The sequence below is a fragment of the Nocardiopsis alborubida genome, from assembly GCF_012396365.1.
GTDB classification, from domain to species: Bacteria; Actinomycetota; Actinomycetes; order Streptosporangiales; family Streptosporangiaceae; genus Nocardiopsis; species Nocardiopsis alborubida.
Window position 1 is genome coordinate 16,137 of sequence record NZ_JAAXPG010000037.1, and the last position, 16,068, is coordinate 32,204.

Annotated in this window: 11 protein-coding genes, 1 pseudogene and 2 CRISPR repeat arrays; of the genes and pseudogenes, 5 read left to right on the top strand and 7 right to left on the bottom strand. The window is 68.3% G+C overall.

The genetic code is table 11. The features are described from left to right. Positions 1-25 precede the first annotated feature (25 nt). The 4 genes from HGB44_RS27820 to HGB44_RS27835 all read left to right on the top strand — a co-directional run bounded on the left by HGB44_RS27820 (position 26) and on the right by HGB44_RS27835 (position 6,153). Positions 26-2,581: an OmpA family protein gene (locus HGB44_RS27820; protein ID WP_061083076.1), complete on the top strand. Its 2,556-nt coding sequence runs from the start codon at positions 26-28 to the stop codon at positions 2,579-2,581. Between the two features lie 142 nt (positions 2,582-2,723). Next, positions 2,724-4,215: direct repeats of the CRISPR family, unit length 29 nt; unit sequence GTGAGCCCCGCGCACGCGGGGATGGACCG. A gap of 459 nt (positions 4,216-4,674) precedes the next feature. Continuing rightward, positions 4,675-5,058, top strand: coding sequence for a hypothetical protein (locus HGB44_RS27825; RefSeq protein WP_168444181.1), 384 nt, complete (start codon positions 4,675-4,677; stop codon positions 5,056-5,058). Positions 5,059-5,295: 237 nt separating this feature from the next. Further along, positions 5,296-5,664, top strand: coding sequence for an SdpI family protein (locus tag HGB44_RS27830; RefSeq protein WP_168444182.1), 369 nt, complete (start codon positions 5,296-5,298; stop codon positions 5,662-5,664). 288 nt (positions 5,665-5,952) lie between these two features. Beyond that, positions 5,953-6,153, top strand: coding sequence for a hypothetical protein (locus HGB44_RS27835; RefSeq protein ID WP_168444179.1), 201 nt, complete (start codon positions 5,953-5,955; stop codon positions 6,151-6,153). A gap of 81 nt (positions 6,154-6,234) precedes the next feature. Here the strand turns inward: HGB44_RS27835 and HGB44_RS27840 are convergent, their stop codons facing one another. The 3 genes from HGB44_RS27840 to HGB44_RS27850 all read right to left on the bottom strand — a co-directional run bounded on the left by HGB44_RS27840 (position 6,235) and on the right by HGB44_RS27850 (position 11,279). Next, complete coding sequence (locus HGB44_RS27840) at positions 6,235-6,906, bottom strand: response regulator (protein WP_269458491.1); 672 nt, start codon at positions 6,904-6,906, stop codon at positions 6,235-6,237. Continuing rightward, complete coding sequence (locus HGB44_RS27845) at positions 6,903-8,168, bottom strand: sensor histidine kinase (RefSeq protein WP_082768599.1); 1,266 nt, start codon at positions 8,166-8,168, stop codon at positions 6,903-6,905. Before HGB44_RS27845 ends, HGB44_RS27840 begins: the two co-directional genes overlap by 4 nt. 929 nt (positions 8,169-9,097) lie before the next feature. Then, positions 9,098-10,101: direct repeats of the CRISPR family, unit length 29 nt; unit sequence GTGAGCCCCACGCACGTGGGGATGGACCG. Between the two features lie 305 nt (positions 10,102-10,406). Next, a complete protein-coding gene (locus HGB44_RS27850) occupies positions 10,407-11,279 on the bottom strand; it encodes an aldo/keto reductase family oxidoreductase (protein ID WP_061083081.1) in 873 nt (290 codons plus the stop codon). A gap of 125 nt (positions 11,280-11,404) precedes the next feature. On the opposite strand from HGB44_RS27850, the gene HGB44_RS27855 reads away from it, so the two are divergent. Beyond that, a complete protein-coding gene (locus HGB44_RS27855; RefSeq protein ID WP_210752258.1) occupies positions 11,405-11,839 on the top strand; it encodes a winged helix-turn-helix transcriptional regulator in 435 nt (144 codons plus the stop codon). Between the two features lie 161 nt (positions 11,840-12,000). Here the strand turns inward: HGB44_RS27855 and HGB44_RS27860 are convergent. From HGB44_RS27860 to HGB44_RS31655, 4 genes and pseudogenes are all read right to left on the bottom strand, one after another. Continuing rightward, positions 12,001-12,288: pseudogene (locus HGB44_RS27860) on the bottom strand (IS5/IS1182 family transposase); the annotation flags it as partial. Positions 12,289-12,515: 227 nt separating this feature from the next. Then, entirely contained in the window at positions 12,516-14,210 is a 1,695-nt protein-coding gene (gene uppS / locus HGB44_RS27865; protein WP_061083082.1) for a polyprenyl diphosphate synthase, read from the bottom strand. A gap of 282 nt (positions 14,211-14,492) precedes the next feature. After that, positions 14,493-15,410, bottom strand: coding sequence for a phosphotransferase (locus HGB44_RS27870; protein ID WP_061083083.1), 918 nt, complete (start codon positions 15,408-15,410; stop codon positions 14,493-14,495). A 317-nt stretch (positions 15,411-15,727) separates the two neighbouring features. After that, entirely contained in the window at positions 15,728-15,883 is a 156-nt protein-coding gene (locus HGB44_RS31655) for a hypothetical protein (RefSeq protein WP_210745680.1), read from the bottom strand. Between the last annotated feature and the right edge of the window lie 185 nt (positions 15,884-16,068).

The following is a 16,068-nucleotide window of genomic DNA, read 5'->3' on the forward strand; positions in this document are numbered from 1 at the left end:
GGACAACGCTGGAAGAGGGGACGACATGCACCCGGTTCGAAAGGTCCTGGCCTGCGCGGCCACACTCGCCCTGCTGGTCGCGCCGCCCGTCCTGCTCCAGCGCTGGCAGTGGCCCGCGCAGCTGGACGGGATGTCCTGGGACCACCTGTGGCTGACACTGATCAGCGCGACGCCGCCCACCGTGGTCCTTCAGGCGCTGACACTCGTGCTGCTCTGGGCGCTGTGGGGCACCTTCACCGGGCTGGTGCTCCTGGACGCGGCGGCTCTCCTGCGCGGGCGGGTGCCCAGGATCGGACTGCTGCGCCTGGCGGTGACCGGGGTCGCGGGAACCTCCGTCGCCGTGTCCGCGCCCGCTGTCGCCTCGGTGGCACCGGCTGACAGTGCGCTGACAACCGGCGAACAGGACGCGCGCGGCGAGGAAGGCGAGGAACCGGCCCACGTGCTGGAGCGCACCCGGATGCTGGCGGGCTTCGGGACCGACTCCGCCGAGCTCACACCCACCATGACGGAGGAACTGCTGCCCACCGTCGAACTCCTCCAGCTCTTCGGAGATCCGGGGGAGGCGGTCACCGTCACCGGGCACACTGACACGAACGGCCCCGACGCGTACAACCGCGCGCTGTCCGAACGCCGGGCCGAGTCCGTCGCCGCCTTCCTGACCGAACAGCTGGGGGAGGGGTGGACCATCACGACCGAAGGCGCGGGTTCCGGGCAGCCGCGCAACCACCCCGACCTGGGCCAGGCCGCGGACCGGCGAGCGGAGATCGCGTACACGCTGACCACCCAGCCCCGCGCGGCTGCTGACAGCTCGGCGGAGCAGAGCGAACGGGAGCCGAGTCCGCCCCCGGAGCAGGAACAGGAGAGGGACCGCGAGAGCAGGGAGCGCGAGAGTAGGGACTCCGAGAGTAAGGGCCGCGAGAGCGAAACGATGGACGACCTGGCTGACAGCGCGCTCACATCCGGTGAAGGGGAGGACACAGGGTTCTCCGGTACGAGCATGCTCGTCGGAGCCGCCGCGGGTGCGATCGCCGGAGCGGTCGGCGGACGGCTCACCGCACCTCGACGCCGTGAAGTCCGTCGGGGCGGGGCCGATCCGCTGGCGGGTGGGGAGTTGGCCGTACCCGAGCCCGAGGAGGTTTCCGGCGTTGAGGTCCTCCAGAGCGCCGGAACGGAACTGGTCTCGGCAGGGGGATATCTGAGGGTTGCCGACAGCCTGGCTGTCAGCGCACGCGACGGGCTCAGCGTGACCGGAACCCATGGGGCGGGAGTGTGCGCCTCCGTCATCGGTCGGGCCTTGGAGGAGGAGCACACCACGGTCATCACCACCCAGGACGTCCTGGCGCGGGCGGGAGCGCCGGAAGACACGGATGTCCCCGGTCTGGTGGTGTGCCCCGACACCGCGTCGGCGATCACCGAGACCGAGCTGGCCTACATCAGCGCCGTGCGCCTGGAGGACGAGGAGGAAGCCGTTGCCACTCCCTCGTGGACGCTGCTCGTGGTGGAGTCTCCCGAGGAGGGGCGAGTCAGCGACCGGCTGGACATGGTGACCAGGGGTTCGACCGACAGCGGCACCGTTGTCCTGGTTCTGGGGGAGGGATGGCCCTCGCCCACGGTCCGCTGCGACGCCCTCGACACGGTGGAGGTCACCGACGCGGACGGGGGCGGGACCACCGTGTACGACGGCCTTCGCCTGTCGCACATGGACGCGGCTGCTTTCTCGGTGTGTCTCGGCACTGACACAGAGGGGCTGTCAGCAGCTGAAGAGGCTGAGGAAGAAGAGGAGGACGTTTCATGCTTGCCGACGGTGGAGGAACCCGAACTTTCCGAGGAGGGGGAGGGCTCGGTGAAGCCGCGGCTGCGGCTGTGCCTGTTCGGGCCTCAGCCCAGGGTCGTGCTGGACGACGCCGATGTCGGGGCACGCATGCGCGGTTCCACGCGCCGTATGCTCGCCCTCCTGGCGCTCCACCCGGACGGGATGGGCACAGAGGCGCTCACCGACGCCCTGTTCTCCCACTCCGCTGAGAGCAAGGCCCGAGGCCTTCGTAACACCGCGTCCAGCGACGCGCGCCGCGTGATCCGCGAGGCGTTGGGGGACGGCGAGGCCGAGATCCTGGAGGTCACCTCGGGCCGGTACCGGATTCTCCGCGAAGCCGTTGACGTGGACGTGTGGTGCTTCGACGCTGCGCTCAGGGCCGCGAGCGCGACCCGGGACGCGGAACAGCGTCTGGCGTATCTGCGGATCGCGGCGGCGGAGTACACGCACGAGCTGCTGTCCGAGGTGGAGTTGCCGTGGATCGAGGAGAAGCGCCAGGCCTACCGTCGAGCCGCTGCCGACTGCTTTGTCAGCCTCGCCAAGGCCAATGAGGGGCCGGAGCAGGGGCTGGTCTGGTTGGAGCGGGCGAGGGAGTCCGACGGCCTGAACGAGGCCGTCTACCAGGAGATCATGCGGACCCAGGCGGCTTTGGGGCGGTTGGACGCGGTCGAGCGTGCCTACCAAGAGCTCAGCGAGCGGCTCAAGGCCATGCGCGCTCGTCCCAGCGTCACCACGAGCAAGCTCTTCCAGGAGCTGCTCGGTCGTTGAGGTTTCGTTGGCTGGGATGCTGGTGGAGCTGGGCGCCGACTGTGTGAGTATGGACGCGGAACGGGCGTTGGAGAGATCTTAAGCAAGCTCTCCGCATAGATTGCGAGGAGATAACGGCCCGCGTTTTCGCAGGTCGTTAAGCGTGAGCCCCGCGCACGCGGGGATGGACCGGGCACGCGGGTCCCGGCGGCTGCCAAGCCCGCGTGAGCCCCGCGCACGCGGGGATGGACCGAACCGGCCGCCGCCCCACCCAGAGAGGGCTCTGTGAGCCCCGCGCACGCGGGGATGGACCGAGCGCCAACGACGGCCTGGGTGGACAGTACGGGTGAGCCCCGCGCACGCGGGGATGGACCGCGCACGGATGCAGGATCAGAGGATTGTTGACCGTGAGCCCCGCGCACGCGGGGATGGACCGGCGCAGAACATGATGTCGGAGTTTCGGTTAACGTGAGCCCCGCGCACGCGGGGATGGACCGGGCAAGCGCGCTTGGAGCCTGGACGACTTCCGTGAGCCCCGCGCACGCGGGGATGGACCGCCGAGGGCATCAACATCGACCACGCCGCCATGGTGAGCCCCGCGCACGCGGGGATGGACCGACGGCCCCCGGGGACACCCCGGCGGCCGGTGAGTGAGCCCCGCGCACGCGGGGATGGACCGTTAGGTGACTAGCTTCTGAGGTTCTTAGGTGTGTGAGCCCCGCGCACGCGGGGATGGACCGCAGGCCGAATATGAGCGGATCTCGGGGGAGATGTGAGCCCCGCGCACGCGGGGATGGACCGTTCGGCGGCCCCCGGGACTCCCCAGCCCTGACGTGAGCCCCGCGCACGCGGGGATGGACCGCCCTGGAGGACCTGAACGACATCGAGGCGGCCGTGAGCCCCGCGCACGCGGGGATGGACCGCCACAGCACGACCAGGGCCAGGCCGAGGGGGAGTGAGCCCCGCGCACGCGGGGATGGACCGGCCCAGGCCCGCAAGAACGGCACCGACAAGAAGTGAGCCCCGCGCACGCGGGGATGGACCGTGGTCCCGCCTCCAGGTCAGATGGGCGGCTGCCGTGAGCCCCGCGCACGCGGGGATGGACCGCCCACACGCGGGCCCTGGAGGACGAGAACCAGGTGAGCCCCGCGCACGCGGGGATGGACCGGTGGAACAGGTGCAGGACGGTCTCGAACCGGCGTGAGCCCCGCGCACGCGGGGATGGACCGGCTCGGACGCTGCACGTCCACCAGGTGGCGGAGTGAGCCCCGCGCACGCGGGGATGGACCGCCGCCGAGGTCTACGAGGCCGCCCTAGGGGAGGTGAGCCCCGCGCACGCGGGGATGGACCGGTGCGCGCGGCGGTGCCGATGGCGCGGTCGGGTGAGCCCCGCGCACGCGGGGATGGACCGAGTCTGGCCGTGCGCCACCAGTACCACGAGCAGTGAGCCCCGCGCACGCGGGGATGGACCGACCCCGAGACCGCCGACCTGTTCCTCACCGGCGTGAGCCCCGCGCACGCGGGGATGGACCGGTACTCATGGACGAGCGGCTAGGGCACACGGAGTGAGCCCCGCGCACGCGGGGATGGACCGGCCTGCCACTGGGCCGTGCTGACCCCCTCCGCGTGAGCCCCGCGCACGCGGGGATGGACCCTAGGCATGGTGCCGGTTGTTGACCGAGCGTGTGGTGATGCCGAGCAGGTCGGCGATCTGGCTGCCGAGCAGGCTGTCCTCTTCTAACAGGGTGGCGGTGGTCACGCGGCGGTGTTGTTGCCCGGTGGCGTTCATAGCAGCCTCCCAGAACTACTCCTACCAGGAGCCCCGCTCGCCCTGAACCGAACAATCAAAGCTCAATCAGGGTCCGCCAACAGTTGTCGGGAAAAGAACCAAAGATCAGGGTGTATGACATTTGTCATGCGCCCTGTGTCCAACTGTGCGAAATTCAACTATTTGCATATTGACCGATTGGTGGTCAGTGTCTATATTATTTCTGTCTTCTTCTTTGGGTTGATAGCTGAGGGATTTTTTTACATTTCCCTCGGAGAGGCATGCAGTAAGGAAGAGATTCATCGCAGCTCTGACGGCTTCTGCGGTCACCTTGTCCACCCCAGACGTGGCAAACGCCCAGGAGGCGGTGGGTCCGTCAGAGCTGGCGAGTTCTCCTGAGGTGGTCACCAGCGCGGTGTTCTCCGGCGCCGGACCGCTTGCCGAAAGCGTTCTGCGTGTTGTGCTTCTGGAGGAGATCAGCCAGGAAGACTGCGACACCATGGTCGAGGAGGTCGTGGATCTGATGACCGAGACCGACCCCGAAGCGGTTGAGGGAATCACCGAAGGCCTGACGAGTGGTTCCCCCCTCAAGGTCGAGCAGGCACCGGAGGACGGCACCGACCTCATGGTCGAGATCGCCGGGGACGACGATCAGGTCACGCCGGACTCCCCCTGTGGTTTCGTCGCGGTCGCCGTGGCCCCGCCTGTCGTCGTGTTTCAGAGGCGCTGATCCTCTACACGGTACGCCCCGGCGACACGTTGCCCCGCTGGGTATCCGACAGGCTCTCCAGAACGCAGGGCGATGGAAAGGGGAAACCTCCTCAGCGGCGGAGCGCCGCGAATACACGGTCACTCCAGAAGGGAAAGAAAACACGTGGATTTCAGGAACCTTCCCGGAACGTCTGGGCAACTCGTTCCAGCCGCCGTCGAGCGGATGGAGGGAGGTGCGCTGGTATGGACCTCCATTGTGGTCCTCGCTACTGCGGCCCTGCTCCTCGTCGCCGCCTACGCCGGAGCCAGGGGCAAGTTGCGACCCAACCCCTATCTCGGTATCCGGACCACCTTCACCGCGGGCAGCGATGAGGCCTGGTACGAGGTGCACCGCAGAGCCGCTCCCTGGTTGGCGACCTCTGGAATCGCCATGGCCGTCGGTGGAGTTGCTCTCTTCCTGATCGAGGACGGAGGATTCCAGATGGGGGTGTTGCTCGTGGCCGCCGCCGTGGGTCTGACCACGGTTGCCGCGGGTGCGCTCACGAGCTCCTGGGCAGTGCGCGATCGTATGGCCCGGCGCGATCACGCCTCAGGTGGGAACTCCTCCGGGCGGGGAGGAGAGTGATGCCGACCGGAACGGACCGTTTCCCCCGGCTCCCTGTGCCTGTGCCGACGAAACTCTCTCCGGGCCTCACCGGAACAGGTGGATGACCGCGATGAACAGATTCCAAGACATGAGCCGTGTCCCCGCAGCGGGCCTGTTCCTGTAAGACCGGGACTGCGGCTTCTGCCAGCGCTCGGTGGACTTCGCCAGATACCGCGTGCGCAGTGAGGTGGCCTTCACCCCGTGGCAGGACTTCGATCTGGCCGGCGCCGGACTCACCCCTGCTGAGGCCAACGCCCAGGTGGATGGATGGGCACGCCAGAAATGGTCTGGGCGCTGGGCGCGGGCATCGCCGCCGCGGGTGCCGTACTGGGCGTCTGGCACTGGCGCGCGGCCCCGGTCGAGGCGGGGAAGTGGCGCTGGCTGCACGTCCCTGTGTTCACACTGTCGGTCCTGGTGTCCTCAGTGGTGCGGGCCGGGGCGCTCTGGGGAACACTGGCGGTCTGGTAGCCATGGCGCGCAGGACGACACGGCCACCTCGGTACCCGTCCCGGGTCGTGCGGCGGCTGGGCACGGGAACCCGCCTCCCCGTCATGCGCGGTGACGGCCGTACCAGAGGGCGAGCTGAGTGCGGTCGCGCAGGTTCAACTTGCGGAGGGCGTTCGTCACGTGATTGCGGACGGTGCCCTCGGTGATGAACAGACGCCGCGCGATGCCCTGGTTGGCCTCGCCCTCGCTGATCAGCCCGACCACCTCGAATTCGCGTGCGGACAACGGTCCCGGGTCGGGTGTCGCCAGCGGTGCGGCTGGTGCGCGTGGCGAACTCACCTCCTTGATGAGACGGTCCGCGACCGCACCGGTGAGGACACTCTCCCCGCGCGCGACCCGACGCAGTACGTCGGCTACCTCCTCGGGCTCAGCATCCTTGAGCAGGTAGCCCCTGGCCCCGGAGCGCAGCCCCTCGAACAGGTACTCGTCCTCCTCGAACGCCGTGAGGACCACGGGCCTGATCGAGGGGTACGACTCCTGGAGCCGTTTCAGCAGGGTGATGCCGTCCATGACCGGCATGTGGATGTCGACGAGCGCGGCGTGCGGCAGGCGCTCCTCGTCACACGAGGCGAGGAGGTCCAGCGCGGCTTGCCCGTGTTCGGACACCCCTACGACCTCAATGCCTTCCTCCGGGGTCAGAAGGCGGGCGAGGCCGCGGCGCATCAGGGCTTGGTCGTCCACGATCAGGACTCGCACCGGTCCCTCATGCTTCACTGCGTCTCCTCCATGAGGTAGGCGGGCTGGCAGGGGACACGGGCGGAGAGGCGGAATCCCCCTTCGGGTCGGTTGCCCGTGTGGAGGTTTCCGCCCAAGGAGATGAGACGTTCCTCCAGCGAGGACAAGCCGAAGCCCGAAGCCCGGTGACCTTCGGCGACTCCTATTCCGTCATCGACGACATCGACCTCCGCAGTGCCCTCCCTGATTCTGACATCCACGGTGATCCTGTCCGCCTGGGAGTACCGCAGTGCATTGGTCAGCCCTTCCTGCACGGTGCGGTACAACGCGAGTTCGACTTCGCCGTCCATATCGTCCGGCCACGTACCGACGAGACGGAACTCGGTGTGCACGCCCGTGTCCCTGAACGCTGTGGTGAGCCCCTGTAGAGCCTCAGGCCCGTTGAGCTGCTCCAGACCGAGGGGCTTGAGAGCGCGAACCCAGCGGCGGGTCTCGACCAACGCCTCCCCGGCCAGCCGATACGCGTCATCGATTTCCTCACGGACCACCTCTGGGAGCCCGTCCGCCGAGCGTCGTGCACTGGACAGGCAGAGTTTGATGCCGGTGAGGTAGTGACCGGTGCTGTCATGCATCTCTCTGGCCATGCGCCCGCGCTCCTCCTCAACCGCGAGTTCACGAACCCTCGAAGAGTAATGCCGCAGTTTGCGGTGGGCCTCGGTGAGCTCCCCGAGTAGCTCACGGGTCTGTCGTGCCCTGCGACCGGCGGACAGCAAGGACGCAACGACGATGAGCACACCGAGGCAGTACCCCAGGAGCAGGGCACCGTTCGTTGCCGCCAAGGAGGTCGGCATCAATGGATGGAGCGCTCCTGTGGCGAAGTTCGCCAGACCGAACGCGAGACAGACGGCGAGCGCGGCCAGCAGGTTGTGCGCGTACAGGGCGTGTGCAACAGAAACGACAATAATAAAGTAGTGGCCGAAGTCGAGTACCGGAAAGAGGAGAACGGTAGATCCCAGGAAGACGAAGGACAGGGATCTGCGCGTCAACGACTCCTCTGGTTTCCAGGGAAGGAAAGGCCAGAGTGCGATGGCGGGGACATAGAAAGCAAGAAGGGAAAAGAATATCCAGTTGCCATGTATCCACTGATCTGGAACGAAGTGGCCCTGGGTGTACGCGGAAACGGAGCGTGATGCCAGTGCGATGAGAATGGACGTCCAGAACAGAACCCTCAGGGATAGGGGGCAGGTATCTCCCGAGCTATGGCCCGAGAACATCAACGTCTTGAGAGACGGAGTGGGCATAAAATGCAGATTACCATAGAGTCCTAAAATCCTTGATGGGGTCCTGTGCTCCCGCTGGGGGTCCTCTTCTTGCGTAGCGCTGGCCGTGTCCCTGCGTCAACCATTCCAGCGAGGTCTTGAGCCTCTTCTGGATAACGATTGGTTCCCTTGGGTGCGCTCTGGTCAATCGGCGCGGCCTTGTTCGAGTTGGAGCAGCGGTAGGGCAGTTCGGGTGGCAGTGTCAATGTGCCAAGGGAGCGGGCTCGCCCGATGTAGCGCTCTGGGGTGGTCTTGAGCAGGGGATTGGCGTGTCCAGTAACACAGTGCACACTGTGGGGAAACGGTTGTGCACCTTTTGATCGTCGGTTAGATCGCCTTGGGAAGGCTTCCTGGCGGGGTAACACAGAGCAGGGGTGGAATCCTCCATCATTCCCGGTACAAGGCACCCGACAACCTGCCCGCGTTGCGCGCTCGTGCCTGGGTGTTCTTGGGCTGGTTGGGCCAGGGCACATTGCCCGACGCGATCCGGTATGTGCCGTATGAGGCGTTCAGTCATCCTCTGGATGTGATCGGGCTGCCATGACCAGCACGAACGTCACTGCACGCCGAGAATGAAACAGCCTTGGGCAGGAGGTTCGCGTTGACGTTCACATGGCTCTGCTCGGGCTGGGCTGCGCGCTCATCTGTTGGGGGCACCTGAAGTCATTGCGATAGGGGCTCTCAGAGGCAGAGGTCGATGTGGGTTGGGTCCTCGGCGGGAATGGGGAGATTGGGGGTCCGGTGGCCATCCTGGTGTGCTCCAGCGGTCATGAGAGCATGGTGTGAGGTGGAGTTGGCGTTGGGGCGGGGCTTTTCGCGGGGTTTTGGAGGGATGGCCGAGGCCAGCCATTCCTTGACTGGTTAGTAGGTCTCGCGGAGATAACGTCCCGCGTTGTCGCAGGTCATTAAGCGTGAGCCCCACGCACGTGGGGATGGACCGCCGGAGCTGGTCCTGGACACCCGCCGCAAGCGGTGAGCCCCACGCACGTGGGGATGGACCGAACCGGCCGCCGCCCCACCCAGAGAGGGCTCTGTGAGCCCCACGCACGTGGGGATGGACCGGCCTATCGGGAACAGGCATGGCGCACCCACCCGTGAGCCCCACGCACGTGGGGATGGACCGCCACAGGTCACCTCACAGGTCATGGTTTTCGCGTGAGCCCCACGCACGTGGGGATGGACCGGAGTAGGAGGCCGCCGTGTCCTACCCCGCCCGTGAGCCCCACGCACGTGGGGATGGACCGCGGGATCACGACCTTCGCCTTGTCGTTGGTCTGTGAGCCCCACGCACGTGGGGATGGACCGGGGGACGAGGAGATCGGGTTCACCGCCCCCATGTGAGCCCCACGCACGTGGGGATGGACCGCAGACCCCTGCCGAGTCCCAGGCCCCTGCTCCGTGAGCCCCACGCACGTGGGGATGGACCGAGCTTGGTCATGAACTCCCGGGCGGCGGCCTTGTGAGCCCCACGCACGTGGGGATGGACCGGCCGGAGAGTGTTCCTCGAACAGAGAGAACAGGTGAGCCCCACGCACGTGGGGATGGACCGTCGTCGTACTCCTCTCAGGGCGGCGAGTGTGTGTGAGCCCCACGCACGTGGGGATGGACCGAAGTTCGCTCTCACCGCTCCGGTAGAGCGGGTGTGAGCCCCACGCACGTGGGGATGGACCGGTGCGCACGGCCACGCCCGCGTACAGCGCGTCGTGAGCCCCACGCACGTGGGGATGGACCGGCCGTGTGGGACATCTGGCAGCGCAACCAGTTGTGAGCCCCACGCACGTGGGGATGGACCGGCGGTGTCCTGCGCTCGCGGCATGTCCACCACGTGAGCCCCACGCACGTGGGGATGGACCGGCGCACGGGGAGGTGGCCACAGAGATGTTGAGGTGAGCCCCGCGCACGCGGGAATGGGCCGCCATCCCGTACTAGACCGAGGAGTACGTGCGCGCAACAGGTTCGGCGGGGAGGAAGATCCCTACTCCGCGATGGGAAGCACCGACGCCACTGGCGTGTAGGCATGTCCATCGCGCGTCGTACCCGTCTTGGGCCAGGACGCTGAGTACTCGGTGTAGCCCTCGCCCTCGCTCTCGCTCTCGCCAGCGCAGGGCTTCCACGTTCTCCACGAAGACGTACCTGCATTCCAGCTGGCGAATAGTGCTTCTGCCCGGGAGCGCTGTGCCGGAACGGCGGGCTGCATGATGCTGCCCGCCGTTCGCATCGTCAGCGGCCGATGCTGTCCAGCTCGATGACGTCCTTTTCTGAGAGCGAGAGGGCTGCACCGGCGATGTTCTCGCGCAGGTGCGCCACCTTGGAGGTGCCCGGGATGAGGAGGACGTTCTCCGAACGCTGCAACAGCCACGCGAGAGCGATGGCCATCGGCTTGGTGTCCAGCCGCGCGGCGACGTTCGACAGGGCGTCTGCCTGCAGAGGTGTGAACCCTCCGAGGGGGAAGAACGGGACGTAGGCGATACCGTCGGCGGCGAGGTCGTCGATCAGCGGGTCGTCCCCCCGGTTGGCGAGGTTGTACATGTTCTGCACACACACGATCGGCGCGACCTTGCGGGCTTCGGCGACCTGCTCGGTGGTGACGTTGCTGACCCCGAGCTGACGGATCAGTCCTTGCTGCTGGAGTTCGACAAGGGTCTCCATGGCTTCGGTGATCGAGCCGGGCTGCGGCCCCGTCGCGTCCCCCATACGCATGTTCACCAGGTCGAGGGTCTCTACGCCGAGGGATTCGAGGTTCTCTCGTACCTGCTTGCGCAGGTCATCGGGAGTGCGTGCGGTGGGCCACCCGCCCTCCGCGTCGCGGTTCGCTCCGACCTTGGTCGAGATCAGCACCGAGTCCGGGTAGGGGTGCAGCGCCTCACGGATCAGCTCGTTGGTGACGTGCGGGCCGTAAGCGCCGCTGGTGTCGATATGGGTGATCCCCTGCTCGACGGCGTCGCGCAGCACCGCGATCGCACCGTCGTGATCGGCGGGAGGACCCATCACCCAGGGGCCGGCGAGCTGCATCGCCCCGTACCCGAACCGGGTGACGGTGCGGTCGCCGAGGTTCCAGGTGCCGCCGGGGAGCGTGGTCGGGGTCGTGGTCATCTCGTTGTGCCTTTCCGGTGTCTGCAGTCGGGGGTGGTGCCTCACACCCGCATGCATCAGTATTGGAGAGCAACTCTCTTCTAGGAAGTACGCACCTCAAAGTGCGTTACCTCCCCGCGTGAAGGATGATCGTCGTGGCGACAACGACCGCAGCCCAAAGACGGGACCAGGACAAGAACGCCTACAATGCGTTCCTCGCCGTGTGTCCGAGCCGTCAGCTCCTGGATCGGCTCTCCGACAAGTGGGTCGTGCTGATCCTGTGTGCCCTCGGCGGCGACAGCCCCGGCGGCGACGGAGAGCCCGGGTCCCTTCGGTACTCGGAGCTGTCCCGCCTCATCGCGGGGGTCAGCCAGAAGATGCTCACCCAAACCCTCCGCTCGTTGGAGCGGGACGGGTTGATCACCCGCACTGTCACCCCCACCGTCCCGGTCACGGTCGACTACGCGTTGACCGACCTCGGCCTCTCGCTCCACCAGACCACGCGCCAGCTCAGAACCTGGGCACAGGGGAACATGGACGCCGTCCAGGCCAACCGCGACCAGTACGACGCGCACAGCTGAAACCCGCCCAGAGCTCGTCCCAGGCCCCGCGACGCGGCGCTAAGCCCGGCGTGGTCACGTGCTGTGAACGGTGTGCTGCCCGATGAGCTCTGGGAGATCGTCCAGCCCTGCTGCCGCCGGCGCCGAAGATCGGCCGCCCTCGCGCCGACGACGAGCCCGCCTCATCTGGTGATCCGGCGGTAGCGGATCAGCGTGCGGGCGATGCCGGCGAAGGCCCGGAAGCGGTCGGCTTCGCGCTCGTAGCGGCGGTGCGGGCGGCGACATCCGGCCGGCCCGGCCATGGGGCGCTCGACCCGCCACCGGTGCCGTCCCAACCGCTGTGAGGACTCCACTCCCTAGCGGGCCGGGCGGTGGACGATCCCCCGCTGGTGGAGACGTCGACGCAGGTGGGCGTAGTCGTATCCCTTGTCGCCGTGCGGCTTGCCCGGTGTGCGCCTGCGGGGTGGCCGGTGGAGTGAGCCCCGCGTACGTGGGGACGGCCCCCAGGACGACCACCTCGCCTCCGCCCCGGGGGAGTGATCCGGACAGGACCCCTCAGATTCCGGGTGGCTCGCCCCTGCCCGCTCCGTTCCCGCCGACGACCCCCACCAGTTCTCCGGGCGCGGCCCGCAGGCTCACCCCGCGCAGGACACGCGCCTCGTCCCGAAGGCCTTGTGCGCGTCCGCCACGTGCAGCGTCAGGCGCTCTTCTCGTTCAGGGTGCCGCCGAAGCTCCTGCGCCGTTCCGCGTAGGCGTTCACGGCACGCACCAGGTGGGAGCGGTCGAAGTCGGGCCAGAGAGCGTCCTCGAAGACGATCTCGGCGTAGGCGGTGTGCCAGGGCAGGAAGTTGCTGGTGCGCTGCTCGCCGGCGGTCCTGATCAGGAGGTCCACGTCGGGCAGAGTGGGATCGTAGAGGTACCCGGCGAGGTCGGACTCCGTCATGCGCGTCGGGTCCAGCCGCCCCGAGAGCGCCTCGGCCGCCGTGCGCTTGAGCGCGTCCACCATCTCCTGGCGGCCTCCGTAGTCCAGGCAGCACGTGAACGTCACCCCGCTGTTGCCCGACGTGAGCTCCTCGGCCCACTCCAGCCGTTCGCGGAGCGCCGCCTCGATCCTGGTGCGGCGGCCGTACCAGCGTATCCGGACGCCCCGTGCGTGCAGGCGCCCGGTGATCCCCGTGACGCGCCGGGCGAACATCCTGAACAAGGAGGACACTTCCTCGGGAGAGCGCGACCAGTTCTCAGTGGAGAAGGCGAAGGTGGTCACGTACTTGATGCCCAGGTCCCCGGCGGCGTCCACCAGACGGTACATCGCCTCCTCTCCGGCCATGTGCCCTTCCACCGCGGCCAGTCCGAGTGCTAAGGCCCACCGCCGGTTACCGTCCATGATCACGGCCACGTGCTCGGGGACCGCGGCGGGAGGGTCCTCGGAGTCCGGGGACGGGACGGGCGACCGCTGTTGCCGCGGCACGGAGTCGACGGGCAGGACTTCGGCGGGTGTCTCCCGGGTTTGCGACAACCGGGCGGGAACGGCTGTTCGCGGCGGAGCGTCCGGCCGGTTCGCCGGAAGGTACTCGCACTCGTCCAGGCCCGTTCGCAGCCCGGCCAGCAAGGAGGCGAGGAAGGGGCGGCTGGAAGGGTGCACGGCATCGACCACCTCCTGCCCCCGGTCCAGCAGTCCGCGTGCCCGTCGCACCTGCAGGGCGATCAGTTCCCGACAGGCGTCCGTGCCGAGCGCGCCGTTCAGGCCGTCCGCGTCCAGGCCGAACCGCTCCAGGTCCTGGCGGGGCAGGTAGCAGCGGCCCTGTTCGAGGTCCTCGGGCAGGTCGGTGAGGATATCGATGTACTGGAGGACCTCGCCCAGCAGCGACATGAGTTCCGGGGTGTCCTCCCGGACCGGCTCCAAGACGGTGCCGAGCAGCTCCGCGACGGTGCCGCTCATACCGCGCAGATAGCCGCGCAGGTCGGCGAAGCCGGGAAAGCCGGGCGTTCGGCGGCTGTCCTGTTCGAGCGTGGTGAGGAGCTCCTCCAGCACCGGCGCGGGCATGTCCCACGCCCGCACCGTGTGGGCCATGGCGCGCTGGACCGGCGGCAGGCGGACGGGCGCGCCGGGTCCGTCGGCCAGCGCGGCCAGGGTCTCGGCGCGGAACCGGGCCAGGGCCGGCCCGCGCTCGGATACCTCCCCCTCGTCGGCCAGCCGATCGGCCCATATCCCGAAGGCGACCAGTGCGTGCGCGTAGGGGCGCTTGTGGGCGGGCAGCAGATCGACGACCCGCGGAGAGAAGTGGTCCGCACCCGTGTGGATCCTGCGGCAGACCTCGAAGGCGCGCGCCAGGCCGGCGTCGGCGCCCCGCTCCGCGACCAGCAGGGGACCCGTCCCCATGTACCCGCTCATCGCTGTTCCTCCGCGGTGACCGCAGGAGTGCGCACTCGCACCCGTGAAACGTTTCCAGCGAGGGGGTCCGCCTGTGTCCACACCCTGGTAAGCGCTGAGGGGATCTGAATAGTCACGCTGGGTATCATAATGGTTTTCGTACCTGTTGGGAACTGTGGGCGGCGGCCCTCGGGGCCGCTCGGTACCGGCGGTGTTCCGTGCCGGGTGGTGAGCCCCACGCACGTGCGACGGCGTGTGTGGACAGCCCGGCCGCGGCCAGGGCCGTCGAAGTGCGCCGCCGGTCTACTCGTGGACCCGGGTCAGAGGCTCGCTCAGGATCCGGTCGAGTGCCGCCCGTCCCGCCGGGCCCCACGCTGGCTTGCCGCCGGGCAGGCCGCGGTTCCCGTTCTGGCCCATCAGCATCAGGAAGAGGCTCTTGAGCGCGGCCAGTCCACGGGCGCGTCGGATCGTCGCCTCGTCAGCCTCCGCGTAGGCGGCGAAGAAGCGTGCGGCTGCGCCCATCGGCAGCAGTACCCAGGCGGCCGCCAGGTCCGAGGCCGGGTCGCCGACGAACAGGTCGCCGAAGTCGACGACACCCGCCAGCGTCCCGTCCGCGACGACGACGTTCGCGGGATGCAGGTCGCCGTGCACCCACACCGGCGGACCCTCCCACGCGGGGGCCGCGACGGCGTCGTCCCACACGGCCCGGACGTTGGCGGCGTCGGCGCCGATCGCGTCAGCGTCGAGGGAGTCGAAGAACTGGTCGAAGCCGTCCGCGCAGTCCTTGGGATGTGCGCCCCGGCCCGTGTCGACCGGTGCGTCGGCGGGCGCTGGCACGTGCAGCGCCCGGAGGAAGGCCGCCAGGGTGTGGGCCGCGTGCTCTCCGCGGGTGATCGCCCCGCGGTCCAGCGGCAGGCCCGGCACCCACGTCATGACCGTCCACATCTTGGGGAATCGCTCGGAGGGGGCACCATCGCGTACCGGGACGGGGACGGGCAGCGGCAGGTGCGGGGCGAGCAGCGGCAGCCACCGGCGCTCCTTGAGCTGGGGGACGGGGTCGGTGTCCATGCGCTGGATCCGCACGGCAAGCTCGTCCCCGAGGCGCCACATCTGGTTGCCCCAGCCGCCCTCCACCTCGCGCAGGGGCAGTTCGGCCAGGTCCGGGTGCTGGTCCCGCAGCAGGGCGCGGATGAGACCCGCGGTGATCTCGATCTCGGTCATGCGGAGCAACCCTACGGGGTCCGATCACGACAACGCCGTCCGATCACGACAACGCTGTCCGACTGTCACGGTGGTCGCGGCGTTCGGGCCCCCAGCGTGGACCCGAAGGCGGGTGACCTCGGCTGATCAGGGGCGATAGCCGACGACGAAGCCTCGCCAGGCGGTCATGCGCCGACACTTCGGCGCGGGCACGGCGTCTCCGGGTCAGGCGCGCCTGTGGGCGGGGTGCTCGGGAATGTCGCGGAGGAATTCCTGGATTATCCGTCGCAGCGTGTCGGTTCGTTCGAGGTGGACGTCGTGTCCTGTGCCGGGGATGCTCACGGCTGTCGTATCCGGTCGCAGGCGGAACATGTCGTCGATCTCCCGCGGGGGGTGATGCCGGACCGGCCGAGGACGACCAGGGTCGGGCATGCGATCTTCGTCCACTCGTCCCAGAAGGAGCGCCGGGCGTTCTCGGCCAGTGAGTCGACCATGACGTCGCGGTCGAAACGCGGCCATCAGCCGCCGTCACGCTCCTCCAGCCCGGCTGCCCAGCCTTCGCCGACTGCCCCGCCGCCGAGGAAGTCGACGGCGGCCTGCCGTGACGGAAAGGGGTTGGTCGGGGCTGGGGATTTCGGCGGGTCAGCGGTAGGCGGTAAAGAAGGCGCGGATGTCGGCG

Excerpts from the sequence above, each read along its gene's own strand:
- HGB44_RS27820 (WP_061083076.1), top strand. The coding sequence starts at position 26 with ATGCACCCGGTTCGAAAGGTCCTGGCCTGCGCGGCCACACTCGCCCTG.
- HGB44_RS27835 (WP_168444179.1), top strand. The coding sequence starts at position 5,953 with ATGGGCACGCCAGAAATGGTCTGGGCGCTGGGCGCGGGCATCGCCGCC.
- HGB44_RS27845 (WP_082768599.1), bottom strand. The coding sequence starts at position 8,168 with ATGCCCACTCCGTCTCTCAAGACGTTGATGTTCTCGGGCCATAGCTCG.
- HGB44_RS27850 (WP_061083081.1), bottom strand. The coding sequence starts at position 11,279 with ATGACCACGACCCCGACCACGCTCCCCGGCGGCACCTGGAACCTCGGC.
- HGB44_RS27855 (WP_210752258.1), top strand. The coding sequence starts at position 11,405 with ATGATCGTCGTGGCGACAACGACCGCAGCCCAAAGACGGGACCAGGAC.
- uppS (WP_061083082.1), bottom strand. The coding sequence starts at position 14,210 with ATGAGCGGGTACATGGGGACGGGTCCCCTGCTGGTCGCGGAGCGGGGC.
- HGB44_RS27870 (WP_061083083.1), bottom strand. The coding sequence starts at position 15,410 with ATGACCGAGATCGAGATCACCGCGGGTCTCATCCGCGCCCTGCTGCGG.
- HGB44_RS31655 (WP_210745680.1), bottom strand. The coding sequence starts at position 15,883 with ATGGTCGACTCACTGGCCGAGAACGCCCGGCGCTCCTTCTGGGACGAG.